The 19,299-nt window shown below is 29.2% G+C and carries 20 protein-coding genes and 1 other annotated feature; of the genes, 18 read left to right on the top strand and 2 right to left on the bottom strand.

Annotated features, from left to right (window positions below; translation table 11 throughout):
• Positions 1–46 precede the first annotated feature (46 nt).
• The gene (locus KXZ80_RS10080; RefSeq protein WP_021433352.1) at positions 47–352 is read right to left on the bottom strand and encodes a PucR family transcriptional regulator ligand-binding domain-containing protein; all 306 of its coding nucleotides are present in this window, start codon (positions 350–352) and stop codon (positions 47–49) included.
• A gap of 173 nt (positions 353–525) precedes the next feature.
• Here KXZ80_RS10080 and KXZ80_RS10075 point away from each other — a divergent pair, with 173 nt between their 5' ends.
• The 7 genes from KXZ80_RS10075 (at position 526) to KXZ80_RS10045 (ending at position 8,055) form a co-directional block, all read left to right on the top strand.
• Complete coding sequence (locus KXZ80_RS10075) at positions 526–1,851, top strand: glycine/sarcosine/betaine reductase component B subunit (RefSeq protein WP_021433351.1); 1,326 nt, start codon at positions 526–528, stop codon at positions 1,849–1,851.
• A gap of 17 nt (positions 1,852–1,868) precedes the next feature.
• Positions 1,869–3,176 (top strand): betaine reductase selenoprotein B, encoded by a 1,308-nt coding sequence (grdH, locus tag KXZ80_RS10070; protein WP_082435310.1) that lies wholly within the window; start codon positions 1,869–1,871, stop codon positions 3,174–3,176.
• 39 nt (positions 3,177–3,215) lie between these two features.
• Positions 3,216–4,745 (top strand): glycine betaine uptake BCCT transporter, encoded by a 1,530-nt coding sequence (locus KXZ80_RS10065; RefSeq protein ID WP_021433348.1) that lies wholly within the window; start codon positions 3,216–3,218, stop codon positions 4,743–4,745.
• A 148-nt stretch (positions 4,746–4,893) separates the two neighbouring features.
• Complete coding sequence (locus KXZ80_RS10060; RefSeq protein WP_021433347.1) at positions 4,894–5,217, top strand: heavy metal-binding domain-containing protein; 324 nt, start codon at positions 4,894–4,896, stop codon at positions 5,215–5,217.
• Between the two features lies 1 nt (position 5,218).
• Positions 5,219–5,359: a hypothetical protein gene (locus KXZ80_RS10055; RefSeq protein ID WP_021431096.1), complete on the top strand. Its 141-nt coding sequence runs from the start codon at positions 5,219–5,221 to the stop codon at positions 5,357–5,359.
• Positions 5,360–5,446: 87 nt separating this feature from the next.
• Positions 5,447–5,707: a binding site (T-box leader), on the top strand.
• A 97-nt stretch (positions 5,708–5,804) separates the two neighbouring features.
• Entirely contained in the window at positions 5,805–7,010 is a 1,206-nt protein-coding gene (gene tyrS, locus KXZ80_RS10050) for a tyrosine--tRNA ligase (protein ID WP_021433346.1), read from the top strand.
• Positions 7,011–7,212: 202 nt separating this feature from the next.
• A complete protein-coding gene (locus KXZ80_RS10045; RefSeq protein WP_021433345.1) occupies positions 7,213–8,055 on the top strand; it encodes a DegV family protein in 843 nt (280 codons plus the stop codon).
• A 56-nt stretch (positions 8,056–8,111) separates the two neighbouring features.
• Here the strand turns inward: KXZ80_RS10045 and KXZ80_RS10040 are convergent, their stop codons facing one another.
• Positions 8,112–8,387, bottom strand: a complete 276-nt coding sequence (locus KXZ80_RS10040; RefSeq protein ID WP_035118483.1) for a hypothetical protein — start codon at positions 8,385–8,387, stop codon at positions 8,112–8,114.
• Positions 8,388–8,552: 165 nt separating this feature from the next.
• Between KXZ80_RS10040 and KXZ80_RS10035 the strand changes: the two genes are divergently transcribed.
• From KXZ80_RS10035 to KXZ80_RS09985, 11 genes are all read left to right on the top strand, one after another.
• Positions 8,553–9,890: a DUF389 domain-containing protein gene (locus KXZ80_RS10035; RefSeq protein ID WP_021433344.1), complete on the top strand. Its 1,338-nt coding sequence runs from the start codon at positions 8,553–8,555 to the stop codon at positions 9,888–9,890.
• A 130-nt stretch (positions 9,891–10,020) separates the two neighbouring features.
• The gene (locus tag KXZ80_RS10030) at positions 10,021–10,191 is read left to right on the top strand and encodes a hypothetical protein (RefSeq protein ID WP_021433343.1); all 171 of its coding nucleotides are present in this window, start codon (positions 10,021–10,023) and stop codon (positions 10,189–10,191) included.
• 95 nt (positions 10,192–10,286) lie between these two features.
• Complete coding sequence (locus tag KXZ80_RS10025) at positions 10,287–12,269, top strand: elongation factor G (RefSeq protein WP_021433342.1); 1,983 nt, start codon at positions 10,287–10,289, stop codon at positions 12,267–12,269.
• Positions 12,270–12,355: 86 nt separating this feature from the next.
• Positions 12,356–12,979, top strand: coding sequence for a TM2 domain-containing protein (locus KXZ80_RS10020; protein ID WP_021433341.1), 624 nt, complete (start codon positions 12,356–12,358; stop codon positions 12,977–12,979).
• Entirely contained in the window at positions 12,951–13,262 is a 312-nt protein-coding gene (locus KXZ80_RS10015; RefSeq protein ID WP_082435309.1) for a DUF2752 domain-containing protein, read from the top strand. The genes KXZ80_RS10020 and KXZ80_RS10015 overlap by 29 nt, the downstream gene beginning before the upstream one ends.
• 142 nt (positions 13,263–13,404) lie before the next feature.
• Entirely contained in the window at positions 13,405–14,499 is a 1,095-nt protein-coding gene (locus KXZ80_RS10010; RefSeq protein ID WP_021433339.1) for a ComEC/Rec2 family competence protein, read from the top strand.
• A 104-nt stretch (positions 14,500–14,603) separates the two neighbouring features.
• Complete coding sequence (locus tag KXZ80_RS10005) at positions 14,604–14,879, top strand: hypothetical protein (protein WP_021433338.1); 276 nt, start codon at positions 14,604–14,606, stop codon at positions 14,877–14,879.
• 127 nt (positions 14,880–15,006) lie between these two features.
• Positions 15,007–15,207, top strand: coding sequence for a cold-shock protein (locus KXZ80_RS10000; protein WP_021431086.1), 201 nt, complete (start codon positions 15,007–15,009; stop codon positions 15,205–15,207).
• A gap of 212 nt (positions 15,208–15,419) precedes the next feature.
• Positions 15,420–16,724 (top strand): Na+/H+ antiporter family protein, encoded by a 1,305-nt coding sequence (locus KXZ80_RS09995; protein ID WP_021433337.1) that lies wholly within the window; start codon positions 15,420–15,422, stop codon positions 16,722–16,724.
• A 302-nt stretch (positions 16,725–17,026) separates the two neighbouring features.
• Positions 17,027–18,949 (top strand): OPT family oligopeptide transporter, encoded by a 1,923-nt coding sequence (locus KXZ80_RS09990; RefSeq protein WP_021433336.1) that lies wholly within the window; start codon positions 17,027–17,029, stop codon positions 18,947–18,949.
• Complete coding sequence (locus KXZ80_RS09985; protein WP_021433335.1) at positions 18,939–19,283, top strand: PqqD family protein; 345 nt, start codon at positions 18,939–18,941, stop codon at positions 19,281–19,283. Before KXZ80_RS09990 ends, KXZ80_RS09985 begins: the two co-directional genes overlap by 11 nt.
• Positions 19,284–19,299 lie beyond the last annotated feature (16 nt).

Below are 19,299 nucleotides of genomic sequence, written 5' to 3'. Positions count from 1 at the left end.
AGGAAATAGTATAGTCTATAGTAACTATAGGAAAATTAATATCATTTCAAACTTCTATTAGTTTTTGCGTAAAACTGCTTAAATACTCATTGGTTATGCAAAAACAAGCACATCCACATGAATCTATAAACTTTAAAGCATATAAAGCATAATCTTCATCATCTTTAAATGGGAAAAAATTACTTATAAAAAAATCACCTTCTTTTAAGACTAATTTATCCCTATTAACTTCTATAGGACAATCAAAAACAGATACTCTATTAATAATTCTATCTAGACCTTTATGTCCAGCTATTATTTTACTATCTTTAAAAATATCGAGCTTTAATGCATCTCTAACTGATATACCCATTGAAATACCCCCAATACTATATTTAATAATATTTTAACAGAAATTTTAAAATATTTGTTAAATTTGTGAAAAATACAAAAAAATCAAATGTATTATTATAAATTTTACAAACTAAGATTGTTAAAAATATATTACCATTTAATCAAAGTAATAAATCAGAAGGGGGAATAATTGTGAAATTGGAAATAGGTAACTTTTATGTAAAAAATATAGAATTTAGCAATGAGACAAGTTATGAAAATGGGATTTTAAGATTAAATAAAGGGGAACTCTTAAATCTTATTAAAGAGGACGAAAGAATAACAGATGCGGATTTACATATTGTAAACCCTGGAGAAATGATAAGATTATGTCCTGTAAAAGAAGCAATAGAACCTAGAGTTAAAGTAGATAATAGAGCATTATTCCCAGGTTTTACAGGCGATTTAGAAAATTGTGGTCATGGCAAAACACATGCTTTAAAAGATTGTAGTGTGCTAGTTGTAGGAAAACATTGGGGAGGATTTCAAGATGGATTAATAGATATGGGGGGAGAAGGTGCAAAGTATACTTACTTCTCTAAAATTAAAAATATAGTATTAGTTGCTGATACAAATGAAGATTTTGAAAAAAATGAACAGCAAAAGAAAAATGATGCTTTAAGAGTTGCAGGCCATAAATTAGCTGAATATATAGCGAAGTGTGTACAAGAATTAGAGCCAGAGGAAGTAGAAGTTTATGAGCTTGAGGGAATTACAAAAAGAAGTGAAAAAGTTAATGGACTTCCTAGTGTAGTATTTGTTATGCAACTACAATCACAAATGGAAGAAGATGGATATAACGATTTAACTTATGGATGGAACACAAATCACTTGGTGCCAACATTAATGCATCCAAATGAAATATTAGATGGAGCTGTAGTATCGGGAAGCTTTATGCCATGTTCATCAAAATGGTCCACTTATGATATACAAAATGCACCCGTAATAAAAAGATTATATAAAGAACATGGAAAAAGCTTGAACTTTTTAGGGGTTATATTATCTAACTTGAATGTATCATTAGAGCAAAAGGAACGATCTGCTATATATGTAGCGCAAATTGCTAAGACATTAGGCGCAGATGGAGCAATAGTTGCAGAAGAAGGATATGGAAATCCCGACGCTGATTTTGTAGGTTGTATAGTTGCACTAGAAGATGAGGGGGTAAAAGTAGTTGGTCTTACTAATGAATGTACAGGAAGAGATGGAAACTCACAACCCTTAGTTACACTAGATGAAAAGCTAGATGCGATAGTATCTTGTGGGAATGTTTCTGAACTTATTCAGTTACCTCCGATGGAAAAAGTTATAGGAGAATTAAATGCTTTAGCAAGAGATGGGTTGTCAGGAGGTTGGAGTGATGATGAAATACTAGGACCTTCAGTAAAAAAAGATGGGTCGATTATAATGGAAAACAATGCCATGTTCTGTGGAGATCAAGTGTTAGGATGGTCAACTAAAACAATGAAGGAATTTTAAAAATAGGGGGTAAAAATATGAAAAAGGCTATAGTGTACCTAAATCAATTTTTCGGGCAAATAGGAGGAGAAGACAAAGCTGATTTTAAACCACAAATAAAAGAAGGGGTTATAGGGCCTTCAATTCAGATGGAGAAACTATTAGAAGATACTATGGTTACTCATACTATAATATGTGGGGATAACTTTATGGGATCAAATACAGATGAAGCGGTAGAAGTTATAATTGAATTTTTAAAAGATAAAGACTTTGATATATTCATAGCTGGACCAGCATTTCAAGCAGGAAGATATGGAGTTGCATGTGGACAAATATGTAAAGCAGTAAAAGAGAAACTAAATAAACCTGTAGTTACTTCAATGCATGAAGAAAATCCAGGTGTTGATATGTTTAAAAAATATATGTACATTTTACATGGTGGAAATAGTGCTGGAAAGATGAGACATGATTTAGCGAACATGGCAAAAATAGCTAACAAAATATTAAAAAATGAAGCTATATTAGATTCGAAAACAGAAGGGTATTTTGGAAGGGGAAGTAGACATCAAGTTTGGATTGAAGATGAAAAAATGGCAGCTGATAGGGCTGTTGAAATGATTATAAAGAAATTAAATAATGAAAGTTATGAAACTGAGCTACCTATACCTAAAATAGATAAAGTGGCAATAGCTCCAGCTATTAAAGAATTAAGTAAAGCAACGATAGCATTAGTAAATACGGGTGGAATAGTGCCGGTTGATAATCCAGATAGAATACAATCAGCATCAGCTACTAGATGGGGAAGATATGATATATCAAACACTGATGATTTGAAAAGTGGAGTTTATAAAACAATACATGCAGGATTCGATCCAGCTGTAGCTGATGATGATCCAGATGTAATAACACCTATAGATGCTCTTAAAACTTATGAAAATGAGGAAGTAATAGGTAAATTGCATGAATACTTTTATTCAACAGTTGGGACTGGGACTACTCAAGCAGAAGCTGCAAAGATGGCAAATGAAATAATTCCTTATCTACAAGAAGCTAAAGTTGATGCTATAATAATGGTTTCTACATGAGGCACTTGTACTCGTTGTGGAGCAACGATGGTAAAAGAATTTGAAAAAGTAGGTTTTCCAATTGTCCAAATGTGCAATTTAATACCTGTTGCAAAAACTGTAGGATCTAATAGAATAGTACCTACAATATCAATACCATATCCTCTTGGAGATCCTTCAAAATCTAAAGCTGAACAATTTAAACTAAGATATAAGATGGTAGGGACAGCATTAAAAGCGTTAACTACAGATATAGAAGAACAAACTGTATTTAAAAATTAATATTTATCAATGTAAAAACTAAAAATTAGGAGGATAAATATGAAAAATACAGTCAAAAAAGAGGATAATAGAGTATTTTATATTTCGTTATTGATAGTATTACCTATGTGTTTATGGGCAGTGATATCAAGTGAAAGTTTTTCAAAGGCAGCAGATGCAGCATTAAGTTTTTTGACAAGTAAGTTTGGCTGGCTATATTTAATATCAATGCTATTGTTTGTAATATTTGCAATATGGTTAGCTTTAAGCAAATATGGAAATATAAAATTAGGTCCAGATGATTCTAAACCGGAGTACTCAACATCATCATGGTTTGCAATGTTATTTGGAGCTGGAATGGGTATTGGTCTAATATTTTGGGGAGTAGCAGAACCATTATCTCACTTTGTTTCACCAAAAGGAAACATAGCACCTGGAAGCATAGAAGCTGCTGATTTTGCAATAAAATCATCATTTCTTCATTGGGGAATACACCCTTGGGCAGGGTATAGTATAATTGGATTGTCTCTTGCGTACTTTCAGTTTAGGAAAGGAAAATCAGGGTTGATAAGTTCAATATTAGAACCTGTAATAGGAAAAAAGATAAATGGATGGATAGGAATAACAATAGATGTGCTTGCTGTATTTGCAACTATAGCAGGTATAGCTACATCTTTGGGACTTGGAACTATGCAAATAAATAGTGGACTTAGTTATTTGTTTAATGTGCCTAATAACGCTATTACTCAAATAATTATAATTGCTATAACAACTTTTGTATTTATAGCTACAGCTGTATCGGGAGTAGATAAAGGAATAAAAAAAGTATCCGATTTAAATTTAATACTAGCGCTTATAGTAACTGCTGCGGCTTTTTTAGTAGGGCCTACATTAGAAATAATAAATAGTTTTACAAATTCACTAGGAAGCTACGCCCAAAATATATTATCAGATAGTTTAGCAATAGGAGCATATTCTGACAATACTTGGACAAATAAGTGGACGGTATTTTATTGGGCATGGTGGATAGCTTGGGCTCCTTTTGTAGGGACCTTTATAGCTAGAATTTCAAAGGGAAGAACTATAAGAGAATTTATAGTAGGGGTAATGGGAGCTCCAGCAATTGCATCTTTTATATTCTTTGCAATATTTGGCAACCTAGGAATTAATCTATCTTTTGGAAAGGGATTAGAACTTTCAGCAATTGAAAATATAGCATCTGATGTATCTACTGCATTTTTTTCAGTACTTAGTAATTACAACTTTGGGTTTATAATATCTATTATAACAATAATACTTTTAATTACATTCTTTATAACATCAGCAAATTCAGCTACATTTGTTTTAGGAATGTTTACATCACAAGGAGATTTAAATCCAAGTAACAGAAAAAAAATAATGCTAGGTCTGTTACAATCTTTTTTAGCTGTAGTACTTTTGTTAACGGGAGGTCTAAATGCACTTCAGACCTCATCTCTAATTGCTGCATTTCCATTTATATTTATAATGATATTAGCATGCATTGCATTAGTTAAAGAACTCAGAAAAGAAAATCTAAATGAAAAAGAAGAAAAGGAAATTAGTAAATAAATAGATTAGAGCTACTTCGAAATGGAGTAGCTCTGTTTTATTAAAAAACATTATAAACACTTAATTTTCCACAATATGCTAGAATTAATGTATGAAGTAAAAAATATAATATATAGTAAGTTAGCAATAACTAAAAGTAGGTATTGATATGCAGGTATTAACAATTGAAAGTGTTCCAGGGAAAAAAATTATAGAAGTTGTTGGATTGGTTAAAGGTAGTACAATAAGGGCAAAACATATAGGAAAAGATATTGGAGCAAGTTTTAAGCAAATAGTTGGTGGAGAGCTAAAAGGATATGATGAAATGCTAGAAGAAGCTAGAAAAGTAGCTATAGGAAGAATGGTTGAAGATGCAGAAAACAAAGGAGCTAATGCTATAATAGGATTTAGATTAACATCAGCAGCAGTTATGCAAGGAGCAGCAGAGATGCTAGCTTATGGAACTGCTGTAGTTATAGAGGAAGAAAAATAAATTGTTATATTTTATAGGAATGATAGTTATATGTGCATATGTAGCTATCATAGTTGGAAGTATAATATTACTTATCTTAAAGGTTATAGAAAGAAAAAAAGAGAAACAAGAAGAAGACTGGGATAAGTATGATGATTATTAAATTTATAAATTTCAATAATTATGAATATTTTCAAAAAGTATTGACAAAATATATTAAAAAGTCATATTATAAAAATAAGTAATTATAAAAAAAGCTTTGACGAGAAAGAGTAAGGTTAATGGAATCTTTACAGAGAGTACCCGGTTGGTGAGAGGGGCAAAAGATAATTTAGCTTGAATACATCTCTGAGCTGCACTCCGAAAGATAACAACCAGTAGGCAGTTGCCGGATTTTGCACACGTTATAGTGCTAGAGTATCCCAACAAGTTGGCGTACTTGAAGAGGTCATTATTGCGAGATAATGATGAATTAAGGTGGTAACACGTGAGTAATACTCTCGTCCTTTTTATAAGGACGGGAGTTTTTTTATTGTATTGGCGCCGTATAATATTTAAGCTCCCATCCTTAAAAATTAATTTATATAAAATTTTAAGGAGGATTAATTATGAAAAGTATAGATGAACAAATAAGAATAATATCTAAAGGTGTAGATGAAATAATAGGAATAGAAGACCTTAAAAATAAATTAGAAAAATCTCAAAAAGAAAATAAACCTATGGTGGTTAAACTAGGATTAGACCCTAGTGCACCGGATATACACTTAGGACACACTGTTGTACTGAGAAAGATGAAACAGTTACAGGACCTAGGTCATAAAGTAATTATAATTATAGGAGATTTTACAGGTAAAATAGGAGATCCTACAGGAAAATCTAAGGCTAGAAAGGCTCTTAGTACAGAGCAAGTATTAGAAAATGCTAAGACGTATGAAGAACAAATTTTAAAAGTACTAGATAAAGAAAAAACAGAAATTGTTTTTAATAGTAAGTGGTTATCAAAGTTAAGTTTTGAGGAGGCTATAAGTTTAGCCGCTACTACTACAGTAGCTAGAATGCTTGAAAGAGAAGACTTTAAAAAAAGATATGAAAGTCAAACTCCAATATCTTTACATGAATTTTTCTACCCTCTAATGCAAGGATTTGATTCAGTTGAGATAAAAGCGGATATAGAATTAGGAGGAACTGATCAAAGATTTAATGTATTAATGGGAAGATCATTACAAAAAGAATTTAATCAAGAACCTCAAGTAACTATATTTATGCCACTACTTGAAGGATTAGAGGGTAAAGATAAAATGAGTAAAAGTTTAGGAAATTACATTGGAATAGATGAACAAGCTAATATAATGTATGAAAAAGCTATGACGATACCTGATGAACTTATAATAAAATACTTTGAATTAGTAACAGACATTCATCCTGATATAGTAGATAAGATTAAGTTAGAACTAGAAGAAAATAGAGTAAATCCTAGAGATATAAAAATGAACCTAGCTAAAGAAATAGTTAAACTATACCATGAAGAAGAAAAAGCTATTGAGGCTGAAAATAGATTTAAAGAAGTTTTTCAAAAAGGGCAAATACCTAATGATATAAAAACTGTAGAAGTATTAAAATCTGAATTTGACTTAATCGATGAGTTAGTTAAAAATAAATTAGTAAGCAGCAAAAGCGAAGTTAGAAGACTTATAACACAAGGCGGGGTTAAAGTTAATAATGAAAAACTAGATGATATAAAGAATGTAAAGATAAATGATACTATGATAGTTCAAGTAGGAAAGAAAAAATTTATTAAAATATGCTTAAAATAATAATTTAAATATTTATTTAAACTTCTAGACTTTTTAAAATTAAAAAGTCTAGAAGTTTCTTTATAATTTACATTAACTTAGTAAGTTAATAGTTAAAAATAATACATATTAAAACATTAATAAAGTTTGATATTAAACTCATATACATGTATAATTATTTTAGAATGAAATTAAGTTACTTTTTACAAAGGGAGTTTATATAATGAGTAATATAAAAATACTATGTGATACAATGAATGATGTACCCGAGAATATAATGAAAACATACGATATAGAGGTACTGCCAACAACTATAATATTTGAAGGAAAAGAGTATAAAGCAGGAGTAGACATAGGTGAAGATGAATTTTACAAATTACTAAGAAGTAGTGAGAATATACCATCTACATCTCAAATTACATATGCTACATTTAAAGAAACTTTTGAAAAGTACATAAATGAAGGTAAGAAAGTTTTATACTTAGCGGGTTCATCTGCTGCATCTGGAACATATCAATCAGCTATGATAGCTAAAAATGATATTGAGGGAGAGGTTTATATATTTGATACATATGGACTTTCTATAGGCGGTGGAATTTTAATAGGTGAAGCTGCTAAAATGGCAACTGAAGGATATGATATAGATAAAATAATGAATAAATTAGAAGAAGAAAAGGAAAAGGTAAATGTATTTTTCTCTGTTGATTCATTAGACTACCTACAAAAAGGTGGAAGAATATCAGGAACTAAAGCTGCTATAGGAACTTTACTTAATATAAAACCAATATTAAAAATAGAAGATGGTTTAGTTAAGCAAAAGACTCAAGTAAGAGGTAGCAAGAAAATAATACCTTCATTAATAGAACAACTTAGATCAGAAATTGGTGAAGATTTTTCAGACAAAGATGTCTATGTTGGATATGGTGATGATGTAAACGAACATAAGAAATTTATGGAAAAAGTAAAAGAAGAGTTAGAGCCAAGAAATGTATATCCTTTCAGAATAGGAGCTTGTGTTTCTTGTCATTCAGGACCTAGCGTTTTAGGAATAGCATGTTTAAAATAAGGAATTATAATATTATAATAATAAAGAAAAAGACCTCTTAATTTAGAGGTCTTTTTTTATCTGCAATTTTTTTGAATATAGTTTAATGAACTTTTCATATCGTTAAAAGAATTTCTAGGAATCATTAAACGTTCAATTCCATTATAAAATCCATAGACATCAAAAATTTTATCTATTTTTACTTGTATTATATCGTCGATAATATCTATATAAATACATTTAGAATATTTACTAAAAGATTTAAATATAAGAATTTTATTGCTACTTAGTTGAATCATTTTAAAACCATTAAGGTATAAATTACTATCTAAAAAATTCATAAATTCTTCCATAAAATTACCTCCGACTACTAGTATTAACAAGGTTTTTGATTTATATAACTATTTACTAAAAATTACAACATTAAGGTATAAACTTGTATAAATTTTCCTATTGTAGTAAATTAAAAACGAGGTTAATTGACATAATTATATATATACTTTGTAGGAGGCAATTCAATGAAAATAAATAAAGAGAAATTCATATATGAATTTACAAGAAATCAAGCTACTCATGAAGAAATACATGAAAATATATTAGAGGGAATGAATGTGCATGGAGCAAATTTTATAATTTTAATTTGTGCAATAATAATAGCATCTGTTGGGCTGAATATGAATGCGACTGCAGTTATTATAGGGGCAATGTTAATCTCTCCACTAATGGGTTCAATTATAGGAATAGGGTATGGTGTAGGGACATATAATGTGAAGCTTTTAAGAGAAGCTTTCAAAATTTTAATAATTTCAATTGTAATAAGTATAGTAACATCTACACTTTACTTTTCAATTACGCCAATAACAACAGCCGGAAGTGAAATATTATCAAGAACTAGTCCTACTATTTGGGATGTTATAATAGCTTTTGTAGGTGGAATAGCAGGAATGATAGGTATAACTCGTAATAAAGCTAGCAATGTTATACCTGGAGTTGCAATAGCAACTGCGCTTATGCCGCCACTTTGTACAGCTGGATATGGACTAGCTACAAAACAATATGGAATGTTTTTTGGAGCAGGGTATTTATTTTTTATAAATGGATTTTTTATAACGATAGCAACTGTGATAGTTACAAAAGCATTGAACATTCCAACAAGAATAAATATATGCAATATAAAAGAAAGAAAAGTTAAAAAATTTATAATCATAGCATCTATAATTGTTATAATACCAAGTATGTTTTCTGCAGTTAGTATGATAAAAGAAACTCTAGATGAAAGTAATTTAGATAAATTTATAAGAGAAGAATTAGGAAATCAATATGTTGTAAGTAAAAAAATAAGTGAAAAAAATGATACGATTACATTAGTTGTAGTAGGGGAAAGAATTTCTAGTAATCATTTAAAAGAATTACAACAAAGTTTAAGTGACTATGGATTTGAAGATAAAAAATTAGTTGTTAAGCAAGATGAAAGTAAAATTTCAGATATTGACAAATACATAAATGAAATTAAAAACAAAAGTAGTGATTTTATAATAGACAATCAGTCTAAAAGTAAAAATGAAGTAGAAAAACAAATTAAGGAATCTGAAATGGGTACAAGTGAAATTGCAAAAGAGTTAAAGGCTATATATCCTCAAATAAATGAAGTATATGTAGGTTATTTAATTAGTGAAAAGGATAAATCTAAAGAGATTCCTACCTTGGTAATATACAGTAGTGATGAAAATTTATCAAATAACATAGACAATATTGAAAAATGGTTTGAAGCAAGAACAGGGCAACAGAATGTAAAAGTCTATGTAGAACAACGTAATCCAGAGAATGTAAAAACAGATAATGAAATCAATAGATAATTTTAACAATAACAAGCAATAAATAATAATTGTAGATGATTTTCAAAATATATATTTGTTTTCTTATAGAGAGATATATAGAAATATGCTATAGTTAGAAAAGTAAAATAATTTTGGGAGTTGGGGTAAAATGAGTGAAAATCAAGATAGCTTAGTTGATCCACTTTTAAAAAGTGGTAGCGTTTATAAATTAAAATGTAATAAATGTAGATCTATATCTATACAAATTACACAGAATAAAGAACCTGATTGTATTTGTTTAGAATGCGGAGGTAAATGTATTTCATCAAAAATAAAATAATTTATTTAAAAAGGCTACTTCAAAATAGTTATAAAAAAGTTTTTGAAGAGCCTTTTTTATTTTAATATAAAAATTATTGTTCTTAGGAGGAATAAATGAAAAAAACTATAGGCGTACTAGCTCATGTAGATGCAGGTAAAACTACATTTTGTGAGCAAGTTTTATATCACACAAAATCAATTAAAAATAGAGGAAGAGTGGATGATAAAAACACTTTTTTAGATAATCATGAAATAGAAAAACAAAGAGGGATAACTATATTTTCTGAACAAGGCAAATTTTATTATAATGGATCAAGTTATAATTTAATAGATACTCCAGGTCATATAGATTTTTCTCCAGAGATGGAAAGATCTATAAGAATAATGGATTATGCAGTTGTAATAATAAGTGCTGTAGAAAAAGTTCAAGTACACACTAAAACTGTATTTAGGTTATTAAAAAAACATAGAGTTCCTACTTTTTTATTTATAAATAAAATTGATAGAAGTGGTATTGATGCAGAACTTTTATTAAGTGATATTAAATCAAAACTAACTGAAAATACTGTGGATTTAAGTGATAAATTAAATATAGATGGAAGCGATATAACATTAAGTGAGGGGTTAATTGAATTTATAGCTGAAAGTGATGAAGAACTAATTGAAAGATATTTAAATGATGATTATGATGAAAAAATATGGATATATAAGTTGAAAGAAAAAATAAAAAAGTGTGAAATATACCCTATATTGAGAGGGTCTGCCCTTCATGATATAGGAATACAGGAATTTTTAGAAAAACTTGATTTATTAACTTATACGGAATACAAAAATGATGAAGATTTTATAGGAAAAGTTTATAAAGTAAAGTATGATGAGAGTAGAAATAGAATAACGTATGTAAAAGCTATTAGAGGTAAAATGAAAGTAAAAGATGAAGTTTCATATATTGTAGGTGATGATATAGATACTGAAAAAATTAATAGCATTAGAATATATAATTCTAATAAGTTTGAAAGTATTAATGAAGCTGAAGCAGGTCAAATTTTTGGAGTTGAGGGTTTAAGTAAGGCAAATCCAGGAACTATTTTGTATAAAAATTTTTCTAGTAATTTTTATGAAGTCGATTGTGAATTAGATATGGTACCTACATTAACTTCAAAAGTTATATTTGATCAAAGTTTAAATGTAAAAGAAGTTTTGAGTATTTTTCAAATTTTACAGAATGAAGAACCTTCTTTGAATATAGTATGGAATGAAAATTTAAAATCAATACAAGTAAATATAATGGGGAAAATTCAATTAGAGGTTCTAAAGGAAATTTTAAAAAGTAGATTTGGGTTAAATATTGATTTTGGGAAAAGTGAAATTTTATATAAAGAAACTATAAAAGAAAAAACAGTAGGATATGGACATTTCGAGCCGTTAGGACATTATGCTGAAGTACAATTAGTTATAGAACCTGGAATGCGAAATAGTGGAATTAACTTTAAAAGTATTGCACATACAGATAATTTAAATCAAGGGCATCAAAACCTAGTTAAAACACATATATTTGAAAAAGAACATAATGGAGTTTTAGGTGGGTATCCTATAACAGATATTGAAGTTACTTTGATTACTGGAAGAGCTCATAACAAACACACTAGTGGAGGCGATTTTAGACAAGCTACTTTAAGAGCATTAAGGCAAGGGCTAGAACAAGTTGAAAATGAAATAGTAGAGCCTTTTTATAAATTTAAAATAGAAGTAGGTTATGAATATATAGGTAGGGTAATTTCAGATATACAAAAAATGAATGGCGAATTTAATAACCCTATAATAAGTGAAGATATTTGTACAATAGAAGGTAGAGGGCCTGTTGCCACGCTAATGGATTATCCTATAGAAATCATTAGTTTTAGCAAAGGTAGTGGAAGTATTGTATTTATATTTGATGGATATGATGTATGTCACAATGAAAGTGAAGTGATTTCCAATAAAGGATATGACAAAGATAGTGATATTGAATATACGTCGAATTCGATATTTTGCTCAAAGGGAGAAAGTTATACAATAAAAGGAAAAGATGCAAAAGCATTTATGCATTGTCTATAAAAAAGATTTTATTACAAGAATATAATATGATAGTAATCAATATAATATAGAAGTTTTAAAGCTTAAATATTAGGGGGGGATTATTATTGTATTGTAAGAACTGTGGAAATGAACTAAAAGAAAATGCTAGTATATGTGTAGATTGTGGAGTTTCTATAGGTAAAGGAAATAAATTTTGTAAATTTTGTGGAAATGAAGTAAATGAAGATTCAAAGTTTTGTATAAGTTGTGGAAATGAATTGAATAAGCCTTATATACCTAAAATTAAGGATTGTACTAATCGAAAAATATATTGTAGAAACTGTGCAAATGAAATGGATTATGAGTCATCTATTTGTACTAAATGTGGAGTAAAAAGGGGTGGAGGAAATTCATATTGTTATGCATGTGGGAAAGAAACTGATGAAAAGGCAGACATATGTGTTCACTGTGGAGTAGAACTCAAAAAAAGATTTTCAGTAGCCAATACAAAAGGAACAAAGAGCAAATTAATGGCTGTAATTTTATGTATATTATTTGGAACTATGGGAATACACAGGTTCTATGTAGGAGATAATACTGAAGGATTTATTTTACTAGCATTAACTTTAGGCGGCATTGTAACGTGTGGAATAACTACTATAATTAGTGGGATTTGGGTAATTGTGGATTTGATTTTTATAATAATAGATAAAATAACAGATGAGAATGGCGAACCACTTCAATGGTAAAATAATTAGACTTTTAGTATACATTTTTATAATTTCAATAATATACTTAATTCCAATTAGCTATATAGAAAGTAGAAGTTTTTGTTTATGGTATAATTTATTTGAATTGAAATGTTTTGGATGTGGAATGACTAGAGCTTTTTTTAACTTATCAAGATTAAATATAAAAGAAGCTATAAATTATAATTATATGATTATTTTGGTTATTATCCCAATATATTTGATTTTAAAAGATATATTGAATATATTAAAGGGTGAATTTAAAAATTTAAATAAAAAATAAAAGTATGTAGTTAATAACTACATACTTTTTTTATGTGATTTATTAAAATATATACTTAATTTAGGTGAGTTGATTTGTATTGTTAAATTGAATCCATATGTTACAATATTATACAGTGAAACTTATAAAAAAAGGAGAACGTATGAAAAGATATAAAAAAATACAAAAAATAACAATATTTATTATTTTATTTATTGCAATTATATTTACATCAGGGTGTAGAAGTGAGAATTTAAAGGAAGTTAAAAATGAGACACAGGTAAAGTCTCATGAATCAGATAATAAATCACAATCGGAAATACACTTTATAGATACTGGAAATAGTGATGCTATACTTATAAAACAAGGAGATAAATCAGCACTTATAGATGGTGGAGATAATGATGATGAAGGAAGCGTTGTAGAATATCTGAAAAAATCAGGAATAAAAGAACTTGAATATGTATTTGCTACACATCCTCATGCAGATCATATTGGAGGACTTGATGAAGTTATAAACTCAATACCAGTAAAAAATGTTTATGTAAGTAATGGAGATGCAAATACAAAAACATATAGGGATTTTATAGAAGCTATTGCAAACAAAGGACTATATCCTAGTGTACCTTTATTAAATAGCGAGTTTGATTTAGGAACGTCAAAGTTTAAGGTCTTATCAGTTGCAAATACAGACGATCCAAATAACAACTCTATAGTTCTTGAATATATAAATGGAAATGATAAAATATTATTAATGGGAGATGCGGAATCTGAAATAGAATCAAAAATAAATACTGAAGATGTAGATTTGTTAAAAGTAGGGCATCACGGTTCTCATAGCAGCACAAGCAAAACTTTTTTAGATAAAGTATCACCAGAATATGCAGTTATAATGGTAGGTAAGGACAATAAATATGGACATCCACATAAAGAAACTATGGAGAAGTTAAAACAAGAAAATATTGAAGTACATCGAAGTGATGAGTGTGGGAATATAGTTGTTATATCTACTGGAGATGGATTAAAAATTGATTGTGCAAAAGGTAGCTATAAAAGTGGAAGTGATAAGGGGCACTCAAATAATAACCCAGGAAATATAAGTAGCAGTAATTTAAAAGAAGAAAAAGTATATTGGACACCAAATGGTAAGTCATATCACACAACTAATAAATGTAAAACCTTGAGTAGAAGCAAAAACATACTTTCAGGAACGATAAAAGAGTCGGGAAAACTTGATCCATGTGATTCTTGTCACTAATTAATATGAAATAATAATTGAAGTATTTAGTTATTATTGATATATTATATTAAGAAAAAAATTAAATATATATTTAGACGCTAGGGCTAGCATCAGGAGGAAATATGATTGATATAACAGAATTAAAATTTGAATTTAGACAACAAGGAGAAGCTCACAAAGTTGATTTTGTAGGTCTTTGCCATATAACAGAAGATCTTTTATGGTTTTGTGAAGAAAGCAATGCTATAGTTTTTGGATTTGAAGATGATAGTGAGTATAAATTAGTTATTAATGAAGATACAGAATATGAGGATATACAAGAGTTCTTTGACAATATAGGAGAAGATCAATGTATATCAGATAGTATAAATATAAAACTTTTAAATTATAGAAATTAAAAAAATTTTAAAAAAGTGTATACATTTTTAAAATAAGTGGTATAATAAGTAGTACAGTGATTAAAGAATTACTGATTTAAATAAATGGAGTTAAAAACTTCATGTAGGTATTTAGGAGAACATTTCAATGACTAATGGAATAGTAAAATGGTTTAATAGTGAAAAAGGATTTGGATTCATATCTGTAGAAGGTGGAGATGATGTATTCGCTCATTTCTCAGCTATACAAAGAGACGGATTCAAAACTTTAGAAGAAGGTCAAAAAGTAAGCTTTAATATAGTTGAAGGTGCTAGAGGTCCTCAAGCAGAAAACATAACTATATTATAATTATAGATTGTCTAAAAAAAATTCTCTCGTATGAGAGAATTTTTTTTGTCAATAATTAAAATAATTTTTAAATATATGTAATCTTAAGAAACTTTTTTGTTTACAAAAACTTAACAAAAACATAACAAATTAGCATATAATTATTTCAAAGGTTAAATTCTGAAAAATTTTAATATATAAAAGATTTTAACTTAATAAAGGGGGATTTTTATATGGAGTTTTTTAATCCAGTAGTAATTTCTATTGCTGTGATGATTGTACTTTGTTTGTTTAAGTTTAATGTTTTTTTATCAATTATTGTAGCAGCTATAGTTGCTGGGGTTTTCTCTGGAATGTCTTTAAGTGACACTATGTCTATCTTAGTCGGAGGCATGGGTGGAAATGCGGAGACTGCCTTAAGTTACATATTACTAGGAGCTTTGGCTGTAGCTGTAAGTAAAACAGGACTAGCATCAATTCTAGCAAAAAAAATATCTCAGGTAGTTAAGGACAAAAAAATTACACTAATCTTATTAATAGCATTCATATCATGTTTTTCTCAAAATCTTATTCCAGTTCATATAGCATTTATACCAATATTAATACCATCATTATTATCACTTATGAATAAATTAAAAATTGATAGAAGGGCAGTTGCATGTGCCCTAACATTTGGTCTTAAAACACCGTACATTGCAATACCAGTTGGCTTTGGACTGATTTTCCAAAACATTATAAGAGATCAAATGATAGCCAATGGAATAGACACAACTACTAATATGGTTACAGGGGTAATGTGGATACCTGCAATTGGCATGATTTTAGGTTTGCTAGTAGCTGTATTTATAACATATAGAAAACCTAGAGATTATAAAGATGTAAAAATTGAAGGGTTAGAAGAAAATCAAATTGACGAAAAAATGACAACTAAACACTGGTGCGCACTTTTGGGGGCTATAACTGCATTTGTAGTTCAAATTCTAACTGGATCACTACCACTTGGAGGGTTATGCGCTATAATAGTATTATTTGTTACTAAAGCTATTAAATTTAGTGAAATAGATGAGTTAGTTGATGGTGGAATAAAAATGATGGGCCTTATAGCATTTATAATGCTTGTAGCAGCAGGGTATGCAAGTGTTCTTAGAGAAACAGGGCAAGTGGAGACATTAGTAGCATCTGTATCTGGAATAGTTGGAAATAGCAAGTTCATAGGAGCTTTAATTATGCTGTTAGTAGGACTATTAGTAACTATGGGAATAGGAAGTTCATTTGGAACTTTACCGATAATAGCAGCTATTTATTGCCCATTAGGTCTTAGTTTAGGATTTAGTATTCCAGCTATAATTTTATTAATAGGAGTTGCTGGAGCTTTGGGAGATGCAGGATCGCCAGCATCAGACAGTACACTAGGACCTACAGCAGGTCTTAATGTAGATAAACAGCATGATCATATTTGGGATACTTGTGTTCCTACATTTTTACATTATAATATACCACTATTGATATTTGGGTTAATAGGAGCAATGATATTATAATTAAAAAAACTAGTCATATGACTAGTTTTTTTTTATGCAAATTTTTATGCAAATTTAAGATTTATACAAATAATGTATAAAATAGCAATTAAAGTGCAAATTATTATATAAATAATAATTTAATTTAAGAGTAAAAGATGATCATATTAGAAAAAAATTTCGTTTGATTTTATTGAAGTTTCACAATTTAAAGATATGTTAAAAAAATTTAACAAAAAATACTATTAAAAATTTAAAAAATTGAGCGAATTTTGTAAAAATATGATATAATCGATTTAGTTAAAAAAAGGAAGGTGAAATAAATGAGCAAAAAACTGTCTAAAGAAGCATATGGAGGGATACATGGAAAAGACTATGTACCTTACATAACAGACAAATCAAAAACAGGTGCAAACGTTGCTGTATTAATTATAGGTATTCTTTTAGCAACTATATTCGCAGCATCTACAGCATATTCAGGTATGAAGGCAGGACTTACAGTTGCAGCTGGTATACCGGGGTCTATAATAGGATCAGCATTTATTGCAGCATTTGCTAGTGGAAAAGGTATTCTAGGAAAAAACATAGTACAAGGTATGGCAAGTGGTGGGGAATCAGTTGCTAGTGGTATGATTTTCGTTTTACCAGCTATATTACTAATAGGTAGCCAAGTTAGCTTCCTAGAAGGTTTAGCAGTGGGAGTAGGTGGAGTTCTATTTGGTATAGGAGTTTCATCACTTGTTTATAACTATTTAATAATAGAAGAACATGGAAAACTTATGTACCCAGAGTCAATGGCTATATGTGAGACACTTGTAGCATCAGATGCAGGTGGAGACTCAATGAAGTACATGGGAATTGGATTTGGAATAAGTGGTATTATAACAGTATTAACAGGGTCATTCTTAAATGTAACAAATAATGTAATAAGCTTTATAGGAAATAAATTCTATAAATATAAGTTCGAAGTTGAAGTTAACCCATTACTTTTAGGTATAGGGTTTATAGTAGGACTTGAAGTATCTTTAACAATGTTTGCTGGTTCTATATTAGCAAACTTTGGGATAACACCATTAATATCTTACTTTACTGAAATGGCAGGGACAGGAGCAAATGTTTGGAATAACTCTTCAATGGCTATAAGTCAAATGGGTGTAAATGATATCGGTGGTAACTATGTAAAATACATAGGAGCTGGTATGATGCTTTGTGGAGGTATAATAGGAGCAGTAAAACTTATACCAACTATAATAGCATCAGTTCAAGAAACTATGAAAGCTAAATCATCTAATGATGGAGAAGGAAGCTCGGCTCTTCAAACTATAATATTATTAGGTGGAATAGTAATAGCATTTGTAGCAGGATTCATTATATCTGGAAGTGTAACAATGGCAATAGTTGGAGCTATAGCGTCAGTATTATTAGCTGGATTATTCGTTATAGTTGCAGGACGTTTAACAGGAACAATAGGAACATCAAATTTACCAGTATCTGGTATGACAATAGCATCTTTAGTTATATTAACGTTAGTGTTTGTTATAATGGGATGGAAAGGTCAAGCAGATAATAAATCATTATTATTATTTGGTACATTTATAGTAGTTGCTATAGCTATAGCTGGTGGATATAGCCAATCTCAAAAGGTTACTTACATCATAGGTGGAAGCAAGAGTGAAATGCAAAAATACTTTACAATAGCTGGTATAGTAGGTGTAATAGTTGTTGTTGGAACAATATTATTACTTTCAAACCAACTTACAATAACAGGAGATAACCCTCCGTTTGCATTACCTCAAGCAAACTTAATGTCAACATTAACATCAGGAATAATGTCAGGGCAATTACCTTGGGTTATGATAATCGTTGGAGTATTCATGGCAATAGTTTTATACTTCTTAGGATTACCAATAATGACAGTTGCAATAGGATTCTACTTACCAATAGCAACAACTTCTATAATATTAGTAGGAGCATTAATCCGTGTATTCGTTGAAAAAACTTCTAAATCTGAACAAGAAAAAGAAGGTAAAGTTTCAAATGGTATAAGTTTATCATCAGGACTTGTAGCAGGAGGATCTATCATAGGATTAATAGGTATAATACTACAAGTAACAGGTGTTATAAAGAGTGCAGGACCAAGCGGATTTGCAGCTGGAAATATGATGGCAATAATATTACTAGTAGTATTAGTAGTATGTACTGCATTACCGATTGTATCATCTAAGGTTAAGAATAATGAAAAATAATGAAGATGTTTTAAATTTAGTCTTTAAAAAAAATGAAAATATAGAGTACAAAGTAAATGATAGTGGTATAGTGATTATACAAGAAAAACAAAATCATAAGATTCAAAGAGTTTTTAGAAAATTAAGATTTAAAATTCCTATGTATAAAAATATAGAACTTGATGAATATGGTAGTTTTATATTCTTGCAAGTTGATGGAAATAAAAATGTTAAAGAGTTAGGTGAGATTTTAGAAGCAAAATATGGAGAAGAATCACATCCTCTTTATGAACGACTACTTTTATTTCTAAATCACATTGAAGTAAATTGTCATTACATTGAAAAAGTACAATAATAAGTAATAGAGTTAA

It is taken from the genome of Paraclostridium bifermentans (assembly GCF_019916025.1).
GTDB lineage: Bacteria > Bacillota > Clostridia > Peptostreptococcales > Peptostreptococcaceae > Paraclostridium > Paraclostridium bifermentans.
This window is presented reverse-complemented; position numbering and strand designations above follow the sequence as displayed.

Excerpts from the sequence above, each read along its gene's own strand:
- KXZ80_RS10040 (WP_035118483.1), bottom strand. The coding sequence starts at position 8,387 with ATGGAAGAATTTATGAATTTTTTAGATAGTAATTTATACCTTAATGGT.
- tyrS (WP_021433346.1), top strand. The coding sequence starts at position 5,805 with ATGAAAAGTATAGATGAACAAATAAGAATAATATCTAAAGGTGTAGAT.
- KXZ80_RS10060 (WP_021433347.1), top strand. The coding sequence starts at position 4,894 with ATGCAGGTATTAACAATTGAAAGTGTTCCAGGGAAAAAAATTATAGAA.
- KXZ80_RS10010 (WP_021433339.1), top strand. The coding sequence starts at position 13,405 with ATGAAAAGATATAAAAAAATACAAAAAATAACAATATTTATTATTTTA.
- KXZ80_RS10080 (WP_021433352.1), bottom strand. The coding sequence starts at position 352 with ATGGGTATATCAGTTAGAGATGCATTAAAGCTCGATATTTTTAAAGAT.
- KXZ80_RS10025 (WP_021433342.1), top strand. The coding sequence starts at position 10,287 with ATGAAAAAAACTATAGGCGTACTAGCTCATGTAGATGCAGGTAAAACT.
- KXZ80_RS10015 (WP_082435309.1), top strand. The coding sequence starts at position 12,951 with ATGAGAATGGCGAACCACTTCAATGGTAAAATAATTAGACTTTTAGTA.
- KXZ80_RS09990 (WP_021433336.1), top strand. The coding sequence starts at position 17,027 with ATGAGCAAAAAACTGTCTAAAGAAGCATATGGAGGGATACATGGAAAA.
- KXZ80_RS09995 (WP_021433337.1), top strand. The coding sequence starts at position 15,420 with ATGGAGTTTTTTAATCCAGTAGTAATTTCTATTGCTGTGATGATTGTA.
- KXZ80_RS10030 (WP_021433343.1), top strand. The coding sequence starts at position 10,021 with ATGAGTGAAAATCAAGATAGCTTAGTTGATCCACTTTTAAAAAGTGGT.
- KXZ80_RS10000 (WP_021431086.1), top strand. The coding sequence starts at position 15,007 with ATGACTAATGGAATAGTAAAATGGTTTAATAGTGAAAAAGGATTTGGA.
- KXZ80_RS10065 (WP_021433348.1), top strand. The coding sequence starts at position 3,216 with ATGAAAAATACAGTCAAAAAAGAGGATAATAGAGTATTTTATATTTCG.
- KXZ80_RS10035 (WP_021433344.1), top strand. The coding sequence starts at position 8,553 with ATGAAAATAAATAAAGAGAAATTCATATATGAATTTACAAGAAATCAA.
- KXZ80_RS10045 (WP_021433345.1), top strand. The coding sequence starts at position 7,213 with ATGAGTAATATAAAAATACTATGTGATACAATGAATGATGTACCCGAG.
- KXZ80_RS09985 (WP_021433335.1), top strand. The coding sequence starts at position 18,939 with ATGAAAAATAATGAAGATGTTTTAAATTTAGTCTTTAAAAAAAATGAA.
- KXZ80_RS10005 (WP_021433338.1), top strand. The coding sequence starts at position 14,604 with ATGATTGATATAACAGAATTAAAATTTGAATTTAGACAACAAGGAGAA.